The organism is Streptomyces sp. Go-475 (genome assembly GCF_003330845.1).
In the GTDB taxonomy this organism is placed as follows: Bacteria; Actinomycetota; Actinomycetes; order Streptomycetales; family Streptomycetaceae; genus Streptomyces.
Map to the genome: position 1 here is coordinate 2,961,579 of NZ_CP026121.1, position 16,266 is coordinate 2,977,844.

Annotated in this window: 17 protein-coding genes and 1 pseudogene; 10 read left to right on the top strand and 8 right to left on the bottom strand. The window is 75.2% G+C overall.

Annotated elements, in window-relative coordinates:
• Position 1 precedes the first annotated feature (1 nt).
• A complete protein-coding gene (locus C1703_RS13495; protein WP_114252647.1) occupies positions 2-448 on the bottom strand; it encodes a hypothetical protein in 447 nt (148 codons plus the stop codon).
• A 122-nt stretch (positions 449-570) separates the two neighbouring features.
• On the opposite strand from C1703_RS13495, the gene C1703_RS13500 reads away from it, so the two are divergent.
• Together C1703_RS13500 and C1703_RS13505 are read left to right on the top strand one after the other, a co-directional pair.
• Positions 571-1,530: a D-2-hydroxyacid dehydrogenase family protein gene (locus tag C1703_RS13500; RefSeq protein ID WP_114252649.1), complete on the top strand. Its 960-nt coding sequence runs from the start codon at positions 571-573 to the stop codon at positions 1,528-1,530.
• Between the two features lie 132 nt (positions 1,531-1,662).
• Entirely contained in the window at positions 1,663-1,944 is a 282-nt protein-coding gene (locus C1703_RS13505; RefSeq protein ID WP_114252651.1) for a chaplin, read from the top strand.
• 104 nt (positions 1,945-2,048) lie between these two features.
• Here C1703_RS13505 and C1703_RS13510 read toward each other — a convergent pair whose 3' ends face one another.
• The 7 genes from C1703_RS13510 to chpG all read right to left on the bottom strand — a co-directional run bounded on the left by C1703_RS13510 (position 2,049) and on the right by chpG (position 6,295).
• The gene (locus C1703_RS13510) at positions 2,049-2,915 is read right to left on the bottom strand and encodes a tyrosinase family protein (RefSeq protein WP_114252653.1); all 867 of its coding nucleotides are present in this window, start codon (positions 2,913-2,915) and stop codon (positions 2,049-2,051) included.
• Positions 2,899-3,378: a tyrosinase family oxidase copper chaperone gene (locus C1703_RS13515; protein ID WP_114252655.1), complete on the bottom strand. Its 480-nt coding sequence runs from the start codon at positions 3,376-3,378 to the stop codon at positions 2,899-2,901. Before C1703_RS13515 ends, C1703_RS13510 begins: the two co-directional genes overlap by 17 nt.
• A 106-nt stretch (positions 3,379-3,484) precedes the next feature.
• Positions 3,485-4,003 carry a hypothetical protein gene (locus C1703_RS13520; protein ID WP_114252657.1) on the bottom strand — a complete coding sequence of 173 codons (519 nt, stop codon included), beginning with the start codon at positions 4,001-4,003 and terminating at the stop codon, positions 3,485-3,487.
• 137 nt (positions 4,004-4,140) lie between these two features.
• Positions 4,141-4,746 (bottom strand): vitamin K epoxide reductase family protein, encoded by a 606-nt coding sequence (locus C1703_RS13525; RefSeq protein WP_114252659.1) that lies wholly within the window; start codon positions 4,744-4,746, stop codon positions 4,141-4,143.
• On the bottom strand, positions 4,743-5,027 hold the full coding sequence (locus C1703_RS13530) for a hypothetical protein (protein WP_114252661.1): 285 nt from the start codon (positions 5,025-5,027) through the stop codon (positions 4,743-4,745). Before C1703_RS13530 ends, C1703_RS13525 begins: the two co-directional genes overlap by 4 nt.
• 141 nt (positions 5,028-5,168) lie before the next feature.
• Complete coding sequence (locus tag C1703_RS13535) at positions 5,169-5,807, bottom strand: hypothetical protein (RefSeq protein WP_114252663.1); 639 nt, start codon at positions 5,805-5,807, stop codon at positions 5,169-5,171.
• A 248-nt stretch (positions 5,808-6,055) separates the two neighbouring features.
• Entirely contained in the window at positions 6,056-6,295 is a 240-nt protein-coding gene (gene chpG / locus C1703_RS13540; protein WP_062926927.1) for a chaplin ChpG, read from the bottom strand.
• Between the two features lie 416 nt (positions 6,296-6,711).
• On the opposite strand from chpG, the gene C1703_RS13550 reads away from it, so the two are divergent.
• The 8 genes and pseudogenes from C1703_RS13550 (at position 6,712) to C1703_RS13585 (ending at position 16,259) form a co-directional block, all read left to right on the top strand.
• A complete protein-coding gene (locus C1703_RS13550) occupies positions 6,712-7,875 on the top strand; it encodes a glycosyltransferase family 4 protein (protein ID WP_114252669.1) in 1,164 nt (387 codons plus the stop codon).
• Positions 7,872-9,286 (top strand): annotated as a pseudogene (locus C1703_RS13555) (exopolysaccharide biosynthesis polyprenyl glycosylphosphotransferase). The gene C1703_RS13550 and the pseudogene C1703_RS13555 overlap by 4 nt, the downstream one beginning before the upstream one ends.
• Before the next feature lie 7 nt (positions 9,287-9,293).
• Positions 9,294-10,637 (top strand): O-antigen ligase family protein, encoded by a 1,344-nt coding sequence (locus C1703_RS13560; protein WP_114252671.1) that lies wholly within the window; start codon positions 9,294-9,296, stop codon positions 10,635-10,637.
• Between the two features lie 359 nt (positions 10,638-10,996).
• Entirely contained in the window at positions 10,997-12,616 is a 1,620-nt protein-coding gene (locus tag C1703_RS13565; RefSeq protein WP_232840472.1) for a lipid II flippase MurJ, read from the top strand.
• The gene (locus tag C1703_RS13570) at positions 12,600-13,361 is read left to right on the top strand and encodes a polysaccharide deacetylase family protein (protein ID WP_114252675.1); all 762 of its coding nucleotides are present in this window, start codon (positions 12,600-12,602) and stop codon (positions 13,359-13,361) included. The genes C1703_RS13565 and C1703_RS13570 overlap by 17 nt, the downstream gene beginning before the upstream one ends.
• The gene (locus C1703_RS13575) at positions 13,358-14,509 is read left to right on the top strand and encodes a glycosyltransferase (RefSeq protein WP_114252677.1); all 1,152 of its coding nucleotides are present in this window, start codon (positions 13,358-13,360) and stop codon (positions 14,507-14,509) included. Before C1703_RS13570 ends, C1703_RS13575 begins: the two co-directional genes overlap by 4 nt.
• A complete protein-coding gene (locus C1703_RS13580) occupies positions 14,506-15,156 on the top strand; it encodes a lipopolysaccharide biosynthesis protein (protein ID WP_114252679.1) in 651 nt (216 codons plus the stop codon). The genes C1703_RS13575 and C1703_RS13580 overlap by 4 nt, the downstream gene beginning before the upstream one ends.
• Positions 15,153-16,259: a GNAT family N-acetyltransferase gene (locus C1703_RS13585; protein WP_114252681.1), complete on the top strand. Its 1,107-nt coding sequence runs from the start codon at positions 15,153-15,155 to the stop codon at positions 16,257-16,259. The genes C1703_RS13580 and C1703_RS13585 overlap by 4 nt, the downstream gene beginning before the upstream one ends.
• The last annotated feature ends 7 nt before the right edge of the window (positions 16,260-16,266 follow it).

Genomic DNA, 16,266 nt, shown 5'->3' on the forward strand with positions numbered 1-16,266 from the left:
TTCAGTCTCGTTCGTGCGAAGACGGGCCACCGGAGCTGTGGAACGTCAGCCCGGAGAAGCTCTGCCCCTGCACGACCGGCCCGTGCTGCACGCCGCCGCTGATGCTGTTGCGCACCGAGACCGACGGCTCCCCGCCCTCCCGCGGGTCCAGCTCCGCCAGCAGCGACCTGAGTTCCTCGGCGGCCCGGGGGTCGGCTTCCAGCGCACGGCGCAGCCGGGTCCGCCACTCCGCCTCGACACCGGCCGCGGCGTCTTCGTCCCGCGCGTCCCGGGCCGCCGCCAACTCCGCCTGCGCGGACCGCAGTTCCTCCTCCACCGCGCCGTCGTCACCGCGCCGCGCGAAGAACCGCGCCACGCGGTCGCGCGCCGCTGTCCAGCTGTCCGACACCATGAGCCCGACCAGGGTCGTGGCCCCGGACGCGGCCAGTGCCGCAAGCTCAGCCTCCACTGCGCCCCCCTGCGCTGGTGCTTCCTTGCCCCGGTGACAGCCACGGTAGGCAGCCCGCGGGGGATTCGGTAGCCCGTCGTAGAGTCGGTGTCCCGAGGTCCGGCCCGAGAGAGGGGGACGACGTGCGGCTGCGCTGTGCTGTGCTGAACGACTTTCAGAAGGTGGCGACCGAGGTCGCCGACTGGTCGGTGGTCGCGGACGACGTGGAGGTCGTCTGCTTCGACAGCCACATCGACGGCGAGGACGCCCTCGCCGCGGCCCTGGCCGACTTCGACATCGTGGTGACCGTGCGCGAGCGCGTACCGTTCCCCGGTTCACTGATCGCCCGGCTGCCGCGGCTGAAACTGCTCGTCGCCTCCGGCATGCGCAACTCGGTCATCGACTACGCGGCCGCCGAGGCGCACGGCGTCACGGTCTGCGGCACGGCCAGCTCCTCCACCCCGCCGGTCGAACTGACCTGGGCGCTGCTGCTCGGCCTCGCCCGCGGCATCGTCGAGGAGAGCACCGCCCTGCGCTCCGGCGGCCGCTGGCAGAGCACCGTCGGCGCCGACCTGCACGGCCGTCGTCTGGGGCTCCTCGGTCTGGGGAAGATCGGCAGCCGGGTCGCCCAGGTCGGCCTCGCCTTCGGCATGCGGGTCGGCGCCTGGAGCCAGAACCTCACCCGGGAGCGGGCCGAGGAGGTCGGCGTGGAACTCGCCGCCTCCAAGGAGCAGTTGCTGGCCGACAGCGACTTCGTGTCGGTCCACCTCGCGCTGAGCGACCGCACCCGCGGCCTGCTCGGGCCCGCCGAACTCGCCCTGCTCAAGCCGACCGCCTACCTGGTCAACACCTCGCGCGCGGCGATCGTCGACCAGGACGCCCTGCTCGACGCCCTGCACGCCGGCCGTATCGCCGGTGCCGGCGTGGACGTCTTCGACATCGAGCCCCTCCCCGCCGGGCACCCGATGCGCACGGCTCCCCGCCTCCTCGCCACCCCGCACCTCGGTTACGTCTCCCGCGCCAACTACGCGACCTACTACGGGCAGGCCGTGGAGGACATCCGCGCCTTCCTCGACGGCGCTCCGGTACGACGGCTCCCCTGACCGGCTCCGCCGACCGCCTTCAGGACGGGTGATCCGGCCGTGATCGCCGTGACCCTCGGTGAACGGGCGCGTTGAACGGGGAGTGCGGCGCGCCTCCTGCCGCCGTGCTCACCGAGTCAGAAGGAGAACGTGATGTCTCGCATCGCGAAGGCAGCCGGTGTCGCGCTCGGCACGGGTGCCGTGGTGGTCAGCGGAGCCGGTCTGGCCCTGGCCGACGCGGGCGCCCAGGGCAAGGCCGTCGGGTCGCCGGGCGTCCTGTCGGGCAACATCCTGCAGGTCCCGGTCCACGTGCCGATCAACCTCTGCGGCAACACGGTCAACATCGTGGGCCTGCTGAACCCGGCGTTCGGCAACGAGTGCGAAAACAAGGACGACCACAAGGGCCACCACGGTGGCTACGGGTACGGCCACTGATCACTGCGCACCCCCGCGCACCCACGGAGAGCCCCGGCACGTCGAGCGCCGGGGCTCTCCGCATGAGCCGTACGACCGGCCGACGCCGCGCCACCGGCAGCGGCTCACGCGTACCGGTAGATCCGCTCGTGGTCCTCCAGCTGGTCCGGCGTCACGTCCCACGGCGGCAGCTTCTCGTGCCGCGCCACCACCCGCCGGTACTGCGCGCTGTCCGGTCCCGGCGGCTTCGCCGGCAGGTAGCGGTGGTTGCGGTGGCGCCGCTGCCAGCGGGACCACACCAGGTCGATGAAGGCGTGGTGCAGCCAGAAGACCGGGTCGTTGACGGACGCGCCGCCGACCATGACCCCGCCGACCCAGCGGTGCACGCGGTTGTGGTTGTACCAGGAGGCGCTGCCCCGCCCGCTCCCCCACCCCTCCAGCTTGTTGCGGAAGCCCTTGCCCGCCGTCGAGTCCCAGGGCGAGACGTCGTACACCGGGTCCTTCAGGGCCCATTCCAGCTCGCTCCTGGTGGGCAGCTTGATCGGGTCGCGGGCGCGGCCGAGGTCCCGGGTGAGGAACTCCTCGTCGGTCACGCCCTCCCTGATGGTCCAGTTGCCCTCCGCGTAGGCGAACGGCCCGGTCGTCACCTGGCGGTCGGAGCGCCGCCCGTTGCCGCCGAGGAGGTCGGCGGTCCAGGGCACCGACGTGGTCGTGCGGTCGCGCGTCCAGTCCCAGTACGGCACGGACACCGACGCGTCGACCCGGCGCAGCGCCTTCTCCAGCTCCAGCAGGAACTGCCGGTGCCAGGGCAGGAAGGAGGGCGCCATGTGGGCCGTGCGCAGGCCGTCCTCGCCGTCGGCGGTGTAGTACTCGATGTGCGTGCGCACGAACTCGTCGTACTCGCCCCGCCGCTTCACCTCCAGCATCGCCTTGACGAACCGGCGCCTCTCGGTGCGCGTCAGGGTGCTGACGTCCTTACGCGTGTACGCCATGGGCTCCCCCGTCCTGGTGTCCCGGGCCGTGGCCGGGCAGGTCGCGCAGGCGCTGCCCCGGGCCCATTTCGTCGACGGCGGCGCGGGTCGCCGCCAGCGGGGTGGGATAGGAGCGGTAGTGGTCCACCATGCTCAGCCAGCTGCCGTCGGCGCGGCGCATCAGGTGCAACGGCCGCCCGTCCACGGTGACGTGCCAGTCCACGTCACCGACCTCCTGCTCCGGGGAGGGGATCGGCACGCCGCGGATGAGGCGGCCCCGGTAGGTCTCCTCGAACATGCCGTCACCGGCCCGCACGGCCGTGTTCTTGCCGTCGGACTCCTCGGGCCAGGCGGCCACGGCGACGGGGGCCAGCACGGCGCCGGCCGCCGCGGCCGCCAGGCCGCGCAGCACACCCCGCCGGGTGCCCGCGGCGCCCCCGTCCCCCGCCGCTCCCACCGGTACTCCACCGACGCCTACGACCATGTCGTGCTCCTCGCTCCGCTCGGGTTGTCACTGCGGTAACAGCCCGAAGGCCCCCGCGGTCACCACCGCGGGGGCCACACGAGAACACCCGGTACGGCCGGCCGGTCTACAGCCCGGGGCCGAGACCCAGGTCCGCCGTCGGCACCGCCTGCACCACCGGGGCCAGCACGCCCACCTGCGGCAGCTGCGGCTGGGGCAGGCCGAAGCCGTCCGCGTTGGGCGAGCTGAGCGGGGCGTCGACGGAGACGCCGGGCGCGAGCGTGCGCAGGTCGGAGGCGGGGGCGTCGACGCCGACGTGGTCGAAGCCGGCGCCGAGGATGTGCGGCAGGGGCGCCCGCAGGTCGGCGCCGGGCAGTCCGCCGTGGACCGGCAGCTGGGGGATCGCCCGCTCGGGGATGAGCCGGCCCTCGACGTAACGCGGCCCGTCGGGTGAGCCCGGCATCGGCACGGGCAGTTCCCCGGTGGCCTCGGGCAGTTCCACGTTGAGGGCCTTCTCGGCGCCGCCCAGCGGCACGGGGACGGGGACCGTGCCGACCGCGGCGGCGGGGGGCGCGGCGGCGGCGCCGGCCGCGGCCGCCACACACGTGATCACTGCGGCGAGGGTTCCTCGGGTGGTCGACTTCATCTGGGGTACGGTCCCTTTCACGTGTCGGGGGCTCAGCGTGCGTACCGAGTAACGAGCCGGGGAACCGCACCAGCGCACAATTCCCCCGACTGCCGCAGTAATACGACGGACCGCCCGGGCCCGGGGCGGGGTGTCCGTCAGCTCGTCCAGAAGTCCCACCAGCGCGTCAGGACCAGCATGCCGACGACGCCGAGGTGCAGCACCGGCGGCAGCCAGGTGAACTCGTCGAGGAAGCGGCGCACCGGCCGAGGCGCGGGCAGGAAGGCGTGCCGCACGGCGAACGACGTCACGTACCAGAACAGCGGGATCGTCGCGGCCCACGCGAGGCAGCACCACAGGCACAGCGCGTCGATCCGGTACAGCGACTCGAACTGCAGCCACGACACGAACCCCACACCGAACAGGCATCCGGCGTCGAAGGCCAGCCAGTACCAGCGGGGGAACCGGGCGCCGGCCAGCAGGCTCACGCCGACGCAGACGACGACGCCGTAGGCGACCAGTCCCAGCATCGGGTTGGGGAACCCGAAGGCCTCGGCCTGGTCGCTCTCCATGACGCTGCCGCAGGACAGGACCGGGTTGATGCTGCATCCGGGGGTGAAGTCCGGGTCCTCGAGCAGCTTGAACTTGTCGAGGGTGATGATCCAGGACGCCAGCAGCCCCGCCGCTCCCGTGACGACCAGCAGCAGGGCGAACGCCCGGCCGGCGCCCGCCGTGCCTGCCGCGTGGTGCGCGGGCGGGGTCACTTCGGCAGCGGAAGCCCGCCGAGCAGCCCGCCGTTCTGGTTCAGCTTCGTGGTCGCCTGCTTGACCGTGCTGAGCACGGAGTCCTCGTTCTCGGTGTCGAGCGCGTTCGACTGGTGCTTGAGCGGCATCGGGTCGATGGGCTCCCGGGTGAGCGCGTTGACGGCGCCGTTGAGGCTGGTGGGGGTGACGGCGTCGGTGTCGTAGGCGGCGTGGGCGGGAGCGGCGCCGGCTGCGGCGACGAGGGAACCGGCGACGACGGCGGCAGCCTTCAGGGACTTCATCGTGAATCCTTTCTTCGGCGACGGGTGTCGCCGGCGGGGAATTCTGACGCCGTGCCTAACGAGGTCTGCGGGGAGCGGAAACCCCGTGGCCGGAACCTCATATGAGTCGCTGAACCAGAAACCCGCTGAAACAGAAAGCTGTCAGGGTGCCTTCGGCAGCGAGGGCAGGCCGGCCAGGTCCGGGGCGGGCAGCCTGCTGCCGACCAGCGTGGCGGCGACGGTGTCGACGAGGTTGGACACGACCGAGTCGACGGCCGGGTTCACCTTGGCGGCGTCGCCCGAGGTCACGGCCTTGAGCAGCTCGTCGGTCGCCTTCTCCAGGGCGGCCAGCGCCTCGGCCGCGAGTCCGTCCGGCGCCTCGGCCCGGTCCTCGACGGGCGCGGGCAGCGTGCTGGCCTGCGGCAGCGGGCTGCTCGGGGTTGTGGCGTCCGGCTGGGCCACCGCCGGCGGGGCCGCCGGAGAGGTCGCGGTCGCCTGGTCGATGGCGTCCTGCACCGAGGTGCCGAGCTTGGCCGCCTGGGAGGGCGCCAGCTGGCCGCCGTCCGCCTTGAGCACGGCGCTCAGCAGGTCGGCGACCGGGGTGAGCACGCCGCCGAGGTCGCCCAGGATCTCGACCTGGACGAGCAGTTCGTCCGCCTCGGGGACGGGGGCCCCGGACGCCGCGTGGGCGCGCTCCGGGGCCGATGCGCTGTCGGCGGCCAGGGCCGCGGGCCCGGTGACCCCGAGCAGCAGCGTGGCGCAGAGCGCGGAGGTCGCGATTCGCCGTGCGGGCAGACGCATGACGGTTCCTTTCGGTGGTGCGTCGGATCTTTGTGCCCACCGTGCGAGCGGCCGGAACGCTCCGCAACCGAGCGAACGCCCCAGGTCAGCACCGCACCCCCGGCCCGGCGGCGTCCCCCCTGGTGAGGCGGCGTGCGCGGTCCCGCCCGCCGGGCCGCCCCGCCGCCCCCGTTCGGCGCAACGCGAACCGGCCGCCCTTCCGTGTGGTCCCACGGGAGGGCGGCCGGCCAGGTGTTCCGGGAACGACGTCAGTCGTTCTCGCACTCGTTGCCGAACGCCGGGTTCAGCAGGCCGATGATGTCGACCGTGTTGCCGCAGACGTTGACCGGGATGTGCAGCGGCACCTGGACGACGTTGCCGGACAGCACGCCCGGGGAGTGGGCGGCGGCGGCCTGCGCGCCGGCGTCGGCGGCGGCGATGCCGGTGCTGCCCGCGACAGCGGCAGCGGCAGCGGAGGTCAGGACCAGGCCCTTCGCGATACGCGACATGGAGAGGTGCTCCTTGGGGGTTGACACAAACATCCGGGCGGATGCCCGGCGTTGTGTCAACGCGTGGCGTGCGCGCGAGTTGTGCCGCCAAAGGAGTGATCCCGGCGCAGGGGCGCTCTTCACGGTTCCGACACACTCGTCCGGTTTCTCCGGAATAGTACGGATGGCGACTACAGTTGCGCACCTCTCAACGCACCCCGACAGCAAGCAGATCGCACTCGTGACGGCCCCTGACCCGTCCGTCGAAAGGACCACGTTCCGCGAAGCCCTGCGGTGTGGTGGTGACCAGGTGGCCTTCCGGCTCGTTCCCCAGCGGAACGCGGCGTGCGCCGGCGCGCTCTTCGGCGCCGTCGGCATCCGGCAGTGAGGCGCGTTCCCGCCGTCCCGAGCGCCGTCCGTGAGCGAGGAAACCGCGCATGCACCTGTCACCGACCGACCCTCCGCCACGGGTCCTGCACGTCACCCAGCCCGTGGACGGCGGGGTGGCCCGGGTCGTGACGGACCTGGCCCGCGCCCAGCTCGCCGCCGGACTGCGCGTCACGGTCGCCTGCCCCGACAGCCCCCTCGCGGCCCGGCTCACGGCGCTCGGCGCGGACGTGCGGCACTGGGCGGCGACTCGCTCGCCGGGGCCGTCACTGATGGGCGAGGCGCGGCGGCTGGCCCGTGTCGTCGTGGACGTGCGGCCCGACCTGGTGCACGCGCACAGCGCGAAGGCCGGGCTGGCCGGGCGGCTCGCCGTGCGGGGGCGGATCCCGACCGTGTTCCAGCCGCACGCCTGGTCGTTCGAGGCGGTCGGCGGGACCACCGCGGCCCTCGCCCGCGGCTGGGAGCGGTCGGGCGCGCGCTGGGCGGCGAGGGTGGTGTGCGTCAGCGAGGCGGAGCGCCGGCTCGGGGCGGCGGCCGGGGTCCGGGGGCGGTGGAGTGTCATCCCCAACGGGATCGACGTCGAACGCTTCCGGCCGGCCGCCGCGGACGCCGTACGGGCGAGCCTGCTGCCGGACGTCGATCCGGGGGCGCCGCTGGTGGTGTGCGTGGGGCGGCTGTGCCGGCAGAAGGGGCAGGACGTCCTGCTGACGGCGTGGGACTCCGTGCTGCGGCGGGTGCCCGGGGCGCGGCTGGCGCTGGTCGGCGACGGGCCGGACCACGGCCGGCTGCGGGCCCTCGCGCCGCGTTCCGTGCTGTTCGCGGGGGACGTCGCCGATGTCGTGCCCTGGTACCAGGCGGCGGACCTGGTCGTCCTGCCGTCGCGCTGGGAGGGCATGGCGCTGGCGCCGCTGGAGGCCATGGCGTGCGGTCGGCCGGTGGTCGTGACGGACGTGGGCGGGGCCCGCGAGAGCCTGCCGCCCGGCCACGCGCCGCACTGCCTGGTCCCCGCCGTCGCCCCGGCGGCACTGGCCGGGGCCCTCGCCGAGTTGCTGCTCGATCCGCCGCTGCGCGAGTCGCTCGGCCTGCGGGCGCGCCGGCACGTCCTGTCCACACACGACGTGCGCCGCACGGCCCAGGCGGTCGCGGACGTGTACCGCGAACTCCTGGGCGCGGACGCCGTGTCCACCGAGTACAGGGAGTCAGTCCACTCGTGACCGCGGAAAGCACCGTTCCCCCTCCCGCCGGGCAGCCGCGGGACCCCGGATTCACGCCCGTGACGCTCCTGCCGCCGCGCGGCGCCGCGGCGGGCTTCCGCCTCCCCGTCCGGCGGCCCGCGGTCCGGGCCGCGTCACCGCTGCCCCTGCTCGCCGCGGACGGCGCCGCCGCCGTGCTGGGCGTGCTGGCGCTCACCGGCGGCCAGCGCCGCCCGCTGCTCGTGGCGGTGCTGGTGGCCGTATCGCTGCTGCCGCGCCCGCACCGGCCCGCGCGCGTGCCGGCCGTGCTGGACGAACTGCCCGCCGTGTGCGGCCGGATCGCCGTGGCCTGGCTGGCGCTCGGGGCGTTCGCGGCGGCGTACGTCCCGCACCACGCGCTGTCCGTCCGGACGCTGCTCACCGGTTTCCTGCTCCAGACCGCGGCGAGCTGCGCCGGGCGCGGCGCGGTGCACGCCTGGCGGCGCGGCCTGCTGCTGCCGCCGCGGGCCGCGCTCGTCGTCGGGCCCGCCGCGCGCGCGCGGCCGCGGCCGTGCTGCGGCATCCCCGGTACGGGGTGCGGCCGGTGGGGGTCGTCGCCGAGGAGCCGGACGGCGGTGAGGGGCTGCCGGTGCTGACCACGGGCGAGGAGGTCCAGCGGGCGATCGTCCAGAACGGGGTGTGCGAGGTGCTGGTCGTGCACCCGTCGGCGCGGGCCGGGCAGGGGCCGCTGCTGCGGGCGCTGGCCGAGTCGGGCTGCGCGGTGTGGGAGGTCGATCCGGACGTGCCGTCGTACCGGTCGCGGGACCGGCTCGCCGGGTTCTCCTGCCGTCGCCTGGACCTCGGGGCCGGGCAGCGCGGCAGTGCCGCCAAACGGGTTCTGGACGTCGTCGTGTCCGGGGCGCTGCTCCTCCTGGTCAGCCCGCTGCTGCTGGTGTGCGCGGTGGTGCTGCGGACGACCGACGGACCGGGGGTCGTCTTCCGGCAGGAGCGGATCGGCAAGGACGGCCGGCCCTTCACGCTGCTGAAGTTCCGCACCCACCGCCCGGTCGACGAGCACGAGTCGGCGACTCGCTGGAGCGTGGCGGACGAACGCCGCATGCCGTGGTTCTGCCGTTTCCTGCGCCGCACCTCGCTGGACGAGTTGCTCCAGCTGTGGAACGTCCTGCGCGGCGACATGAGCCTGGTCGGCCCGCGGCCCGAACGCCCCTACTTCGTCGCCAAGTTCGGCCAGGCCCACCCCGGCTACGCGGACCGCCACCGGGTGCGGACCGGCATCACCGGTCTCGCCCAGGTGCACGGGCTGCGCGGCGACACCTCGATCGAGGACCGGGCCCGGTTCGACAACGCGTACATCGACGACTGGTCGCTGTGGCAGGACGTCTGCCTCCTGCTGCGCACGGCCGCCGCGCTCGTGCGTCCGACGGGGAGCTGAGCGGCCGATGATCCGGGCTGGGGCGCATGCGCCCGTCCTGCCGCTGCTGGCCGTCGTCGTCCTGCTCGCGCTGCCGCTGGGGCCGGGCGGCGAGGGCGGTGCCGGACCCGCCGACGCGGTGTCCGCGCTGGTGGTGCTGTACTGCGCGGTCCGTGTCGTGCGGGACCGGCGGCGACCCCTGTCCCCCGCGGTGGCCGTGGTGCTGGGCCTTCCGGTGCTCGGTGTCGCGGTCGCCGCGATGGGCGCGGTGTCGCCGGGCGAGGGGCTCGTCGGCCTCGGCCGCTACCTCCAGGTCTTCGTGCTGGTCCCGGCCGCCGTGCTGCTGCTCCTGCGGGGCCGGGGCGACTTCCGGCTGCTGGCCTGGTCGTTCGTGGCGCTGGCGGTGTGGCAGGGGGCGGTCGGCGTGCACCAGTACGCGACCGGGACCGGCGCCTCGTACCAGGGGCGGCCGGTGCGGGCCGTGGGCACGTTCGGGGCGCAGGACGTGATGGGCATGGCCACGGTGGTCTCCCTCGGGCTGGTGTGCGCGGTGGGTCTCGCGCTCGGGGCCGCGCCCGTACGGCAGCGGATCGTCGCGCTGGCCTGCGCGCTGGCGCTGCTGCCGCCGCTCGCGCTGTCCTTCAGCCGCGGGGCGTGGATCGCGACGGCGGTGACGGTCGCGGCGCAACTGCTGCTGGCCGGGCTGCGGCGGGCGCTGACGGCCGGGGCGGTGGTGGCCGCGGTGAGCGTCGTCCTGGTGGGGGGCTTCGGGCTCGGTACGGCGATGCTGCAGGAGCGGATCAGCAGCATCACGCGGGTCGCGGACGCGCCCGACCAGTCGGTGACCGACCGGTACACCATGTGGGCGGCGGCGACCGGCATGTGGCGCGAGCACCCGCTGACCGGGGTGGGGCTGAAGGGGTTCCCCGAACACCGCGACTCCCACGCCTCGCTGGCCCTCTCGGCGGGCAGCGACACGGAGGGCGCGGGCGCGGGCTTCCGCAAGCAGCCGCTGCTGTCGCCCCACAACATGTACCTGCTCATCCTGGCCGAGCAGGGGCTGATCGGCCTCCTGGCCCTGGCGGGCAGCTGGCTGGCGCTGCTGCTGTGCGCGGTGCGCGCCCTGTGGCGGACCCGCCGGGCTCGCGGACCGGGCCTCGACTGCGGCCTGATCGCCTGCGGCCTGCTGGTCTGGCAGCTGACCGACTTCGCCTACGCCGACATCGGGGGCCCGTCGACGGTCCTCACCGCGATGTGCTTCGGCCTGGCGGCGTGGTGGGGCCTGTCCGCCGCGAACGTCCCGGCGGTGCCCGACCGGGATCAGGCCGGGGCGGACGCCCGGGGCCTGACGGAGGAGGCCCCGGCACGATGACGGTGACACCTGAACAGAGGGACGCGAGCGGGGAAACGCCGCTGCCCCGGCCCGCGACCGCGAACGGGGCCGCCTCGGCTGCCCCAGGTCCCCCGGCCACGAGCGAGACCCGGGCCACCTCTCGGACTCCAGCTCCGAACAAGACCCCGACCGCCCCACGGACTTCGGCCACGAGCGAAACCCGGGCCACCTCTCGGACTCCAGCTCCGAACAAGACCCCGACCGCCCCACGGACTTCGGCCGCGAACGAGACCCGGGCCACCTCTCGGACCTCAGCCCCGAGCAGAACCCCCACCGCCCCCGAGCCCTCGGCCGCCACCGGGGCGTCCGCCCCGTGCCCCGCTTCCCCCGGCCCCCGAGTGCCCGCCGCAACTGCCCCTTCGGCCGCCGGCCACCCGTCGTCCCCCGCCGACGCCCCCGTCACCCGCGGGTTTCTCGCCCGGGCCACGCTGCTCACCGCCGTTCTCTCCGCCGCCGGGGCCCTGCTCGGGCTGGTGCGGGACCAGGCGTTGGCGCGGATGTTCGGGGCGGGGAGTGCGACGGACGCGTTTCTCGTGGCGTGGACCGTGCCGGAGTTCGCGGCCACGCTGCTCATCGAGGACGGGCTGGCCATCGCGCTGATCCCGGCGTTCAGCATGGCCCTGGCCCGGCGCGCGCAGGGCGTTCCCGGCGACCCGGTGCGTGCGCTGGTCGCCGGTACGCTGCCCCGGCTGTCGCTGGCCTTCGCCGCCGTCGCCGCGCTCCTGGCCGTCTGCGCCCCGCAGGTCGTGCGCGTCCTGGCCCCGGGCCTGCCCGACCCCGCGCTCGCCGTGGACTGCACCCGGCTCACCGCCACCTGCGTGCTGACCTTCGGGCTGGCCGGGTACTGCAGCGCGGCCCTGCGCGCCCACCGCCGGTTCCTCGCCCCGGCGGCGATCTACGTCGCCTACAACACCGGCATCATCACCGCGGTGCTCGTGCTCGGCGGGCGGTGGGGCGTGCGCGCCGCGGCGTTCGGCGTGGCGGCGGGCGGCTGTCTGATGGTCGTCGCACAACTGCCGGTGCTGTGGCGCGAGTTGCGCGGACGGTCGGCGGCCGCTCCGGCCGGTGGGGAGGGCGGCGGGCGTCCGATGGGACTGGCCCTGCTCGCCGCCGTCCTGCTGTTCGCGCTGTGCCGGCAGTCCCAGGTCCTGATCGAGCGGTTCCTCGGCTCCACCCTGCCCGCCGGCGCCATCTCGCACCTGAACTACGCGCAGAAGGTCGCCCAGATCCCCATGACGCTGTCGCTGATGCTGTGCACGGTCACCTTCCCGGTGGTCGCCCGCGCCCTGGCCGACGGCGACACCGAGCGGGCCCGCGCCCGCGTGGAACGCGATCTCGCCCTGGCCGCGTGCCTGGTGCTGGCCGGCGCGTCGGTCGTCGTGGCCTGCGCCCCGCAGATCATCGAACTGCTCTTCCAGCGCGGCGCGTTCACCGGCCGGGACACGACGGCCACGGTCCGGGTGATGCGCGTGTACGCCTTCGGCCTGCTGGCGCAGACCCTGGTCGGCGCCCTGATCCGGTCGTACTTCTCGGCGGGCCGGGCCACCTGGTACCCGCTCGGCGCGATGGCGGCGGGACTCGTCGTCACCGCCGGTGCCGGCGCCTGGGCGGTGGGCCCCTGGGGCGTCATGGGGATCGCCGCCGCCAACGCCGCCGGCATCACCGTCACGGCCGCGCTGCTGCTCGCCGGCATGGGCCCCCGCAGCATCCCGATCCGCACCCGGCGCATGCTCTGCGAGCTGTGCCGGCCGGTCGGCGCGGCGGTGGCCGCGACGCTCGCGGGCGCCTGGGCCGCGGGCCGCTTCGGCTCCCCCGTCCTCGCTCTCACCGCCGGCGCGCTCACCGTCGCCGCCGTCTTCCTCCTGCTCGGCCGGGCCCTGGGCGACCAGGGCTGCGTCACCGCGCTGAAGTCCCTCCGTTCCGTCTCACGAAGGCTCCCTCATGGCCGCTCCCGTTGACTCCCCGGACACCGGCACCCGCGCCAGACCCGGCCCGGTCCCGTTCGTGGCGATGTACCACTCCGTCGGCGACCCCTCGGACGACCCGTACCGCATCACCGTCACCCCCGAGCGGCTGGACCGGCAGCTCGGCTGGCTGCGGCGGCGCGGACTGCGCGGCGTGTCGATGGCCGAGCTGCTCGCCGCCCGGGCCCGCGGCGCGGGCCGCGACCTGGTCGGGCTCACCTTCGACGACGGATACGCCGACTTCGTCACCGAGGCCCTGCCCGTGCTGCGCCGCCACGGCTGCGGCGCCACCCTGTTCGTGCTGCCGGGCCGGCTCGGCGGCGACAACGCCTGGGACCCGCTGGGCCCGCGCAAGCCGCTGCTGACCGCCGACGGCGTCCGGCACGCGGCGGCCGAGGGCATCGAGATCGGCTCGCACGGCCTCACCCACGTCGACCTGACCGAGGCGGACGACATCGCCCTGACGTCGGAGGTCGAGGGCAGCAGGACGGTGCTCGCGGAGCTGACCGGCACCCCGCCCGCCGGCTTCTGCTACCCCTACGGCACGGTCGACCGGCGGGCCGTCGACGCCGTACGGGACGCCGGCTACACCTACGGCTGCGCCATCGACCCCGGCCCGCTCGGCGGCCCGCACGCCCTGCCCCGGGCGCATATCGGCCAGAACGACACCGCCGTACGGCTGTTCCTGAAGCACCGGCTGCACCGGCTGCGCCGCCGACCCGTCGAGGAGCCGCGATGAGGGTCCTGCACATCATCACCGGCCTCGGCGTCGGCGGCGCCGAGCAGCAACTGCGGCTGCTGCTGCGGCACCTGCCCGTCGACTGCGACGTGGTGACCCTGACCAACCCGGGCCCGGTGGCCGCCGGGCTGCGCGCCGACGGGGTGCGCGTGCACCACCTCGGCATGGCGGGCAACCGCGACCTGGGCGCCCTGCCCCGCCTGGTGCGGGTCATCCGCGCGGGCGGCTACCAGCTCGTGCACACCCACCTCTACCGCGCCTGCCTCTACGGCCGGATCGCCGCGCGCCTCGCCGGGGTCCGGGCGGTCGTCGCCACCGAGCACTCGCTCGGCGCCTCTCAGATGGAGGGCCGCCCGCTCAACGCGGGAGTCCGCGCCCTGTACCTCGCTGGCGAGCGGCTCGGCCGTACGACGGTCGCCGTCTCCCCCACGGTCGCCGAGCGGCTGAGGCGCTGGGGCGTGCCCGGTCCGCGCATCGAGGTCGTGCCCAACGGCATCGACCTGGCCCGCTTCCGCTTCGACCCGGCCCGCCGCCAGGACACGCGCCGCCGGCTCGGCCTGCCGGACGACGCGTACGTCATCGGCGCCGTCGGCCGCCTCGCCCCCGGCAAGCGCTTCGGCGTCCTGATCCGGGCGCTGGCCCAACTCCCCGACGACCACCGGCTGCTGCTGGTCGGCGGCGGCCCCGAGGAGGACGTGCTGCGCCGCACGGCCCGGGCCGCCGGGGTCGCCGACCGGGTGCTGTTCACCGGCGAACGCCCCTGCGTCCCGGACGGCTCGGACGGACCCGACCTGCCGTCGCTGACCGCCGCGATGGACGTCCTCGCCTCGCCGTCCCCGGAGGAGGCCTTCGGCCTGGCCGTCGTGGAGGCACTGGCGTCCGGCCTGCCGGTGCTCTACGCCTCCTGCCCGGCCCTGCAGGACCTGCCCCCGACCGCCGCTCCCACCGCCCGGCACGTCACCGGCGGCCCCGACGCGTACGCCCGGGCCCTGGCGGACGTACGCCGGCAGGGCCCGGGGCCGCGCACGGTGCCCGAGGCCGCCCGCCACTACTGCATCACCCGCAGCGCCGCCCGGCTCATGGACGTGTACGCCGACGCGGTCTCCCGCCCCCTGTCCCCCTCGTTCCAGGAAGCCCGCACCTCATGACCGACACCCCCACACGGCAGCACCGCCCGGTCACCACCCTCGCCAGGTCCCTGCCCCCCTGGTCACTGCTCACGGCCGGGGCCGTGGCGGGGGGGCTGCTCGGCGGCACGTACGGCCTGGTCAGGACACCGGAGTACACGGCGACCAGCTATGTCGTCGCCGTGCCGACGGCGAAGTCCGACACCGCCACCGCCCTCGGCTTCGCCCAGGCCTACGGCCGGGTCGCCCCGCAACTCGCCGTGCTCGGGGACGCGCAGGTGTGGGCGGGCGTGCCCGTGCGGACACTCCAGGACAGCGTCCGCACGGCGACCTCGCCGGACGCGCCGATGGTGGCGGTCACGGCGACCTCCGCCCGTCCGGACCTGGCCGCCGACATGGCCAACGCCGTGGCCCGGGCGCTGACCCGGCACGCGGACGACACCGAGCGGTCCACCCACGTCGAACTCCGGCAGTTCGCCCGCGCCCTGCCGCCCGCCGAGCCGTCCTCGGCGACCGCCTCGGTGACGGGACTGGTCGGCGCGAGCGCGGGCGGCCTGCTCGGCGGGCTGGCGGTGCTGGTCCGCCCCCGGCGGGCCGCCGACCAGGCCGGGCCGCCCGCCGCCGTGCCCGGCCCGGCCGTCGCCGCCGACGCCCACGGACAGCTGTGACGTACACCGCCGAACTCGTCACCGACGAGCGGGACTTCGCCGGCCTCGCCGCCGACTGGGACCGGCTGCACCGGCGCTACGCCGCCGCCACGCCCTTCCAGAGCCACGCCTGGCTGCACTCCTGGTGGGTGTCGTACGGCGGGCGCGGGCGGCTGCGGCTGGTGCTGGTGCGGGACGGCGACGGCGGTGACCTGGTCGCCGCCGCGCCGCTGAGGCTCGTACGGAGTCCGCTGCCGGCGCTGGTGCCGCTCGGCGGGGCGATCTCCGACTACGGGGACGTGCTGGTGGACGACGAGCACGGCGAGGCGGCCGTGGCCGCGCTCACCGACGCGCTCTCGGCCACCGCCCGCACCGCGCTGATCGACCTGCGCGAGGTCCGGCCCGGCGGTGCCGCCGAGCGGGTCTACGAGCGCTGGCCCGGGCCCCGCGGCCGGGTCGACGACTCGGTGTGCATGGAGCTGCCGGCCGTGCCGATGGGCGAGCTGATCGCCCGGCTGCCGTCGAAGACCCAGCAGCGGCTGCGCGCCAAGCTGCGCCGGCTGGACGCGCTCGGCATCCAGCGCCGGGTCGTCGACCCCGGCGAGGTGGAGCCGGCGCTGCTGCGGCTGCTGGAACTGCACCGGTTGCAGTGGCAGGGGCGGAAGGTGACGCCGGAACACCTGCGGACGCGGTTCCGTGAGCACCTGGTGCGCTCGGTCGGGCCTATGGTGCGCTCCGGCGACGCGGTGGTCACCGAGTTCCGGCTGGACGACGAGGTGGTGGCGGTGGACCTGACGCTGGTCTCGGCGCGGCTCGCGGGCGGCTATCTGTACGGCGCCCACCCGCGGCTGCGCGAGCACAAGGCGGACGTGGCGGCGATGCTGCTGGACTCGACCGCCACCCACACCAAGGACGGCATGTTCGGCACGCTGAGCCTGCTGCGCGGCAACGAGCCCTACAAGCACCACTGGCGTCCCGAGACGGTGGTGAACCAGCGGCTGCTGCTGGCCCGGCGGCGCACGGCGCCCCTGTTGTCGGCGGCGCTGTGCGACGCGTCCGCGCGTCGGCGGGGCAAGGAGCTGCTGCGCCGCCTGCGGGAACGCGACCGCGGCGGCCGGCCCTGACCGGGCC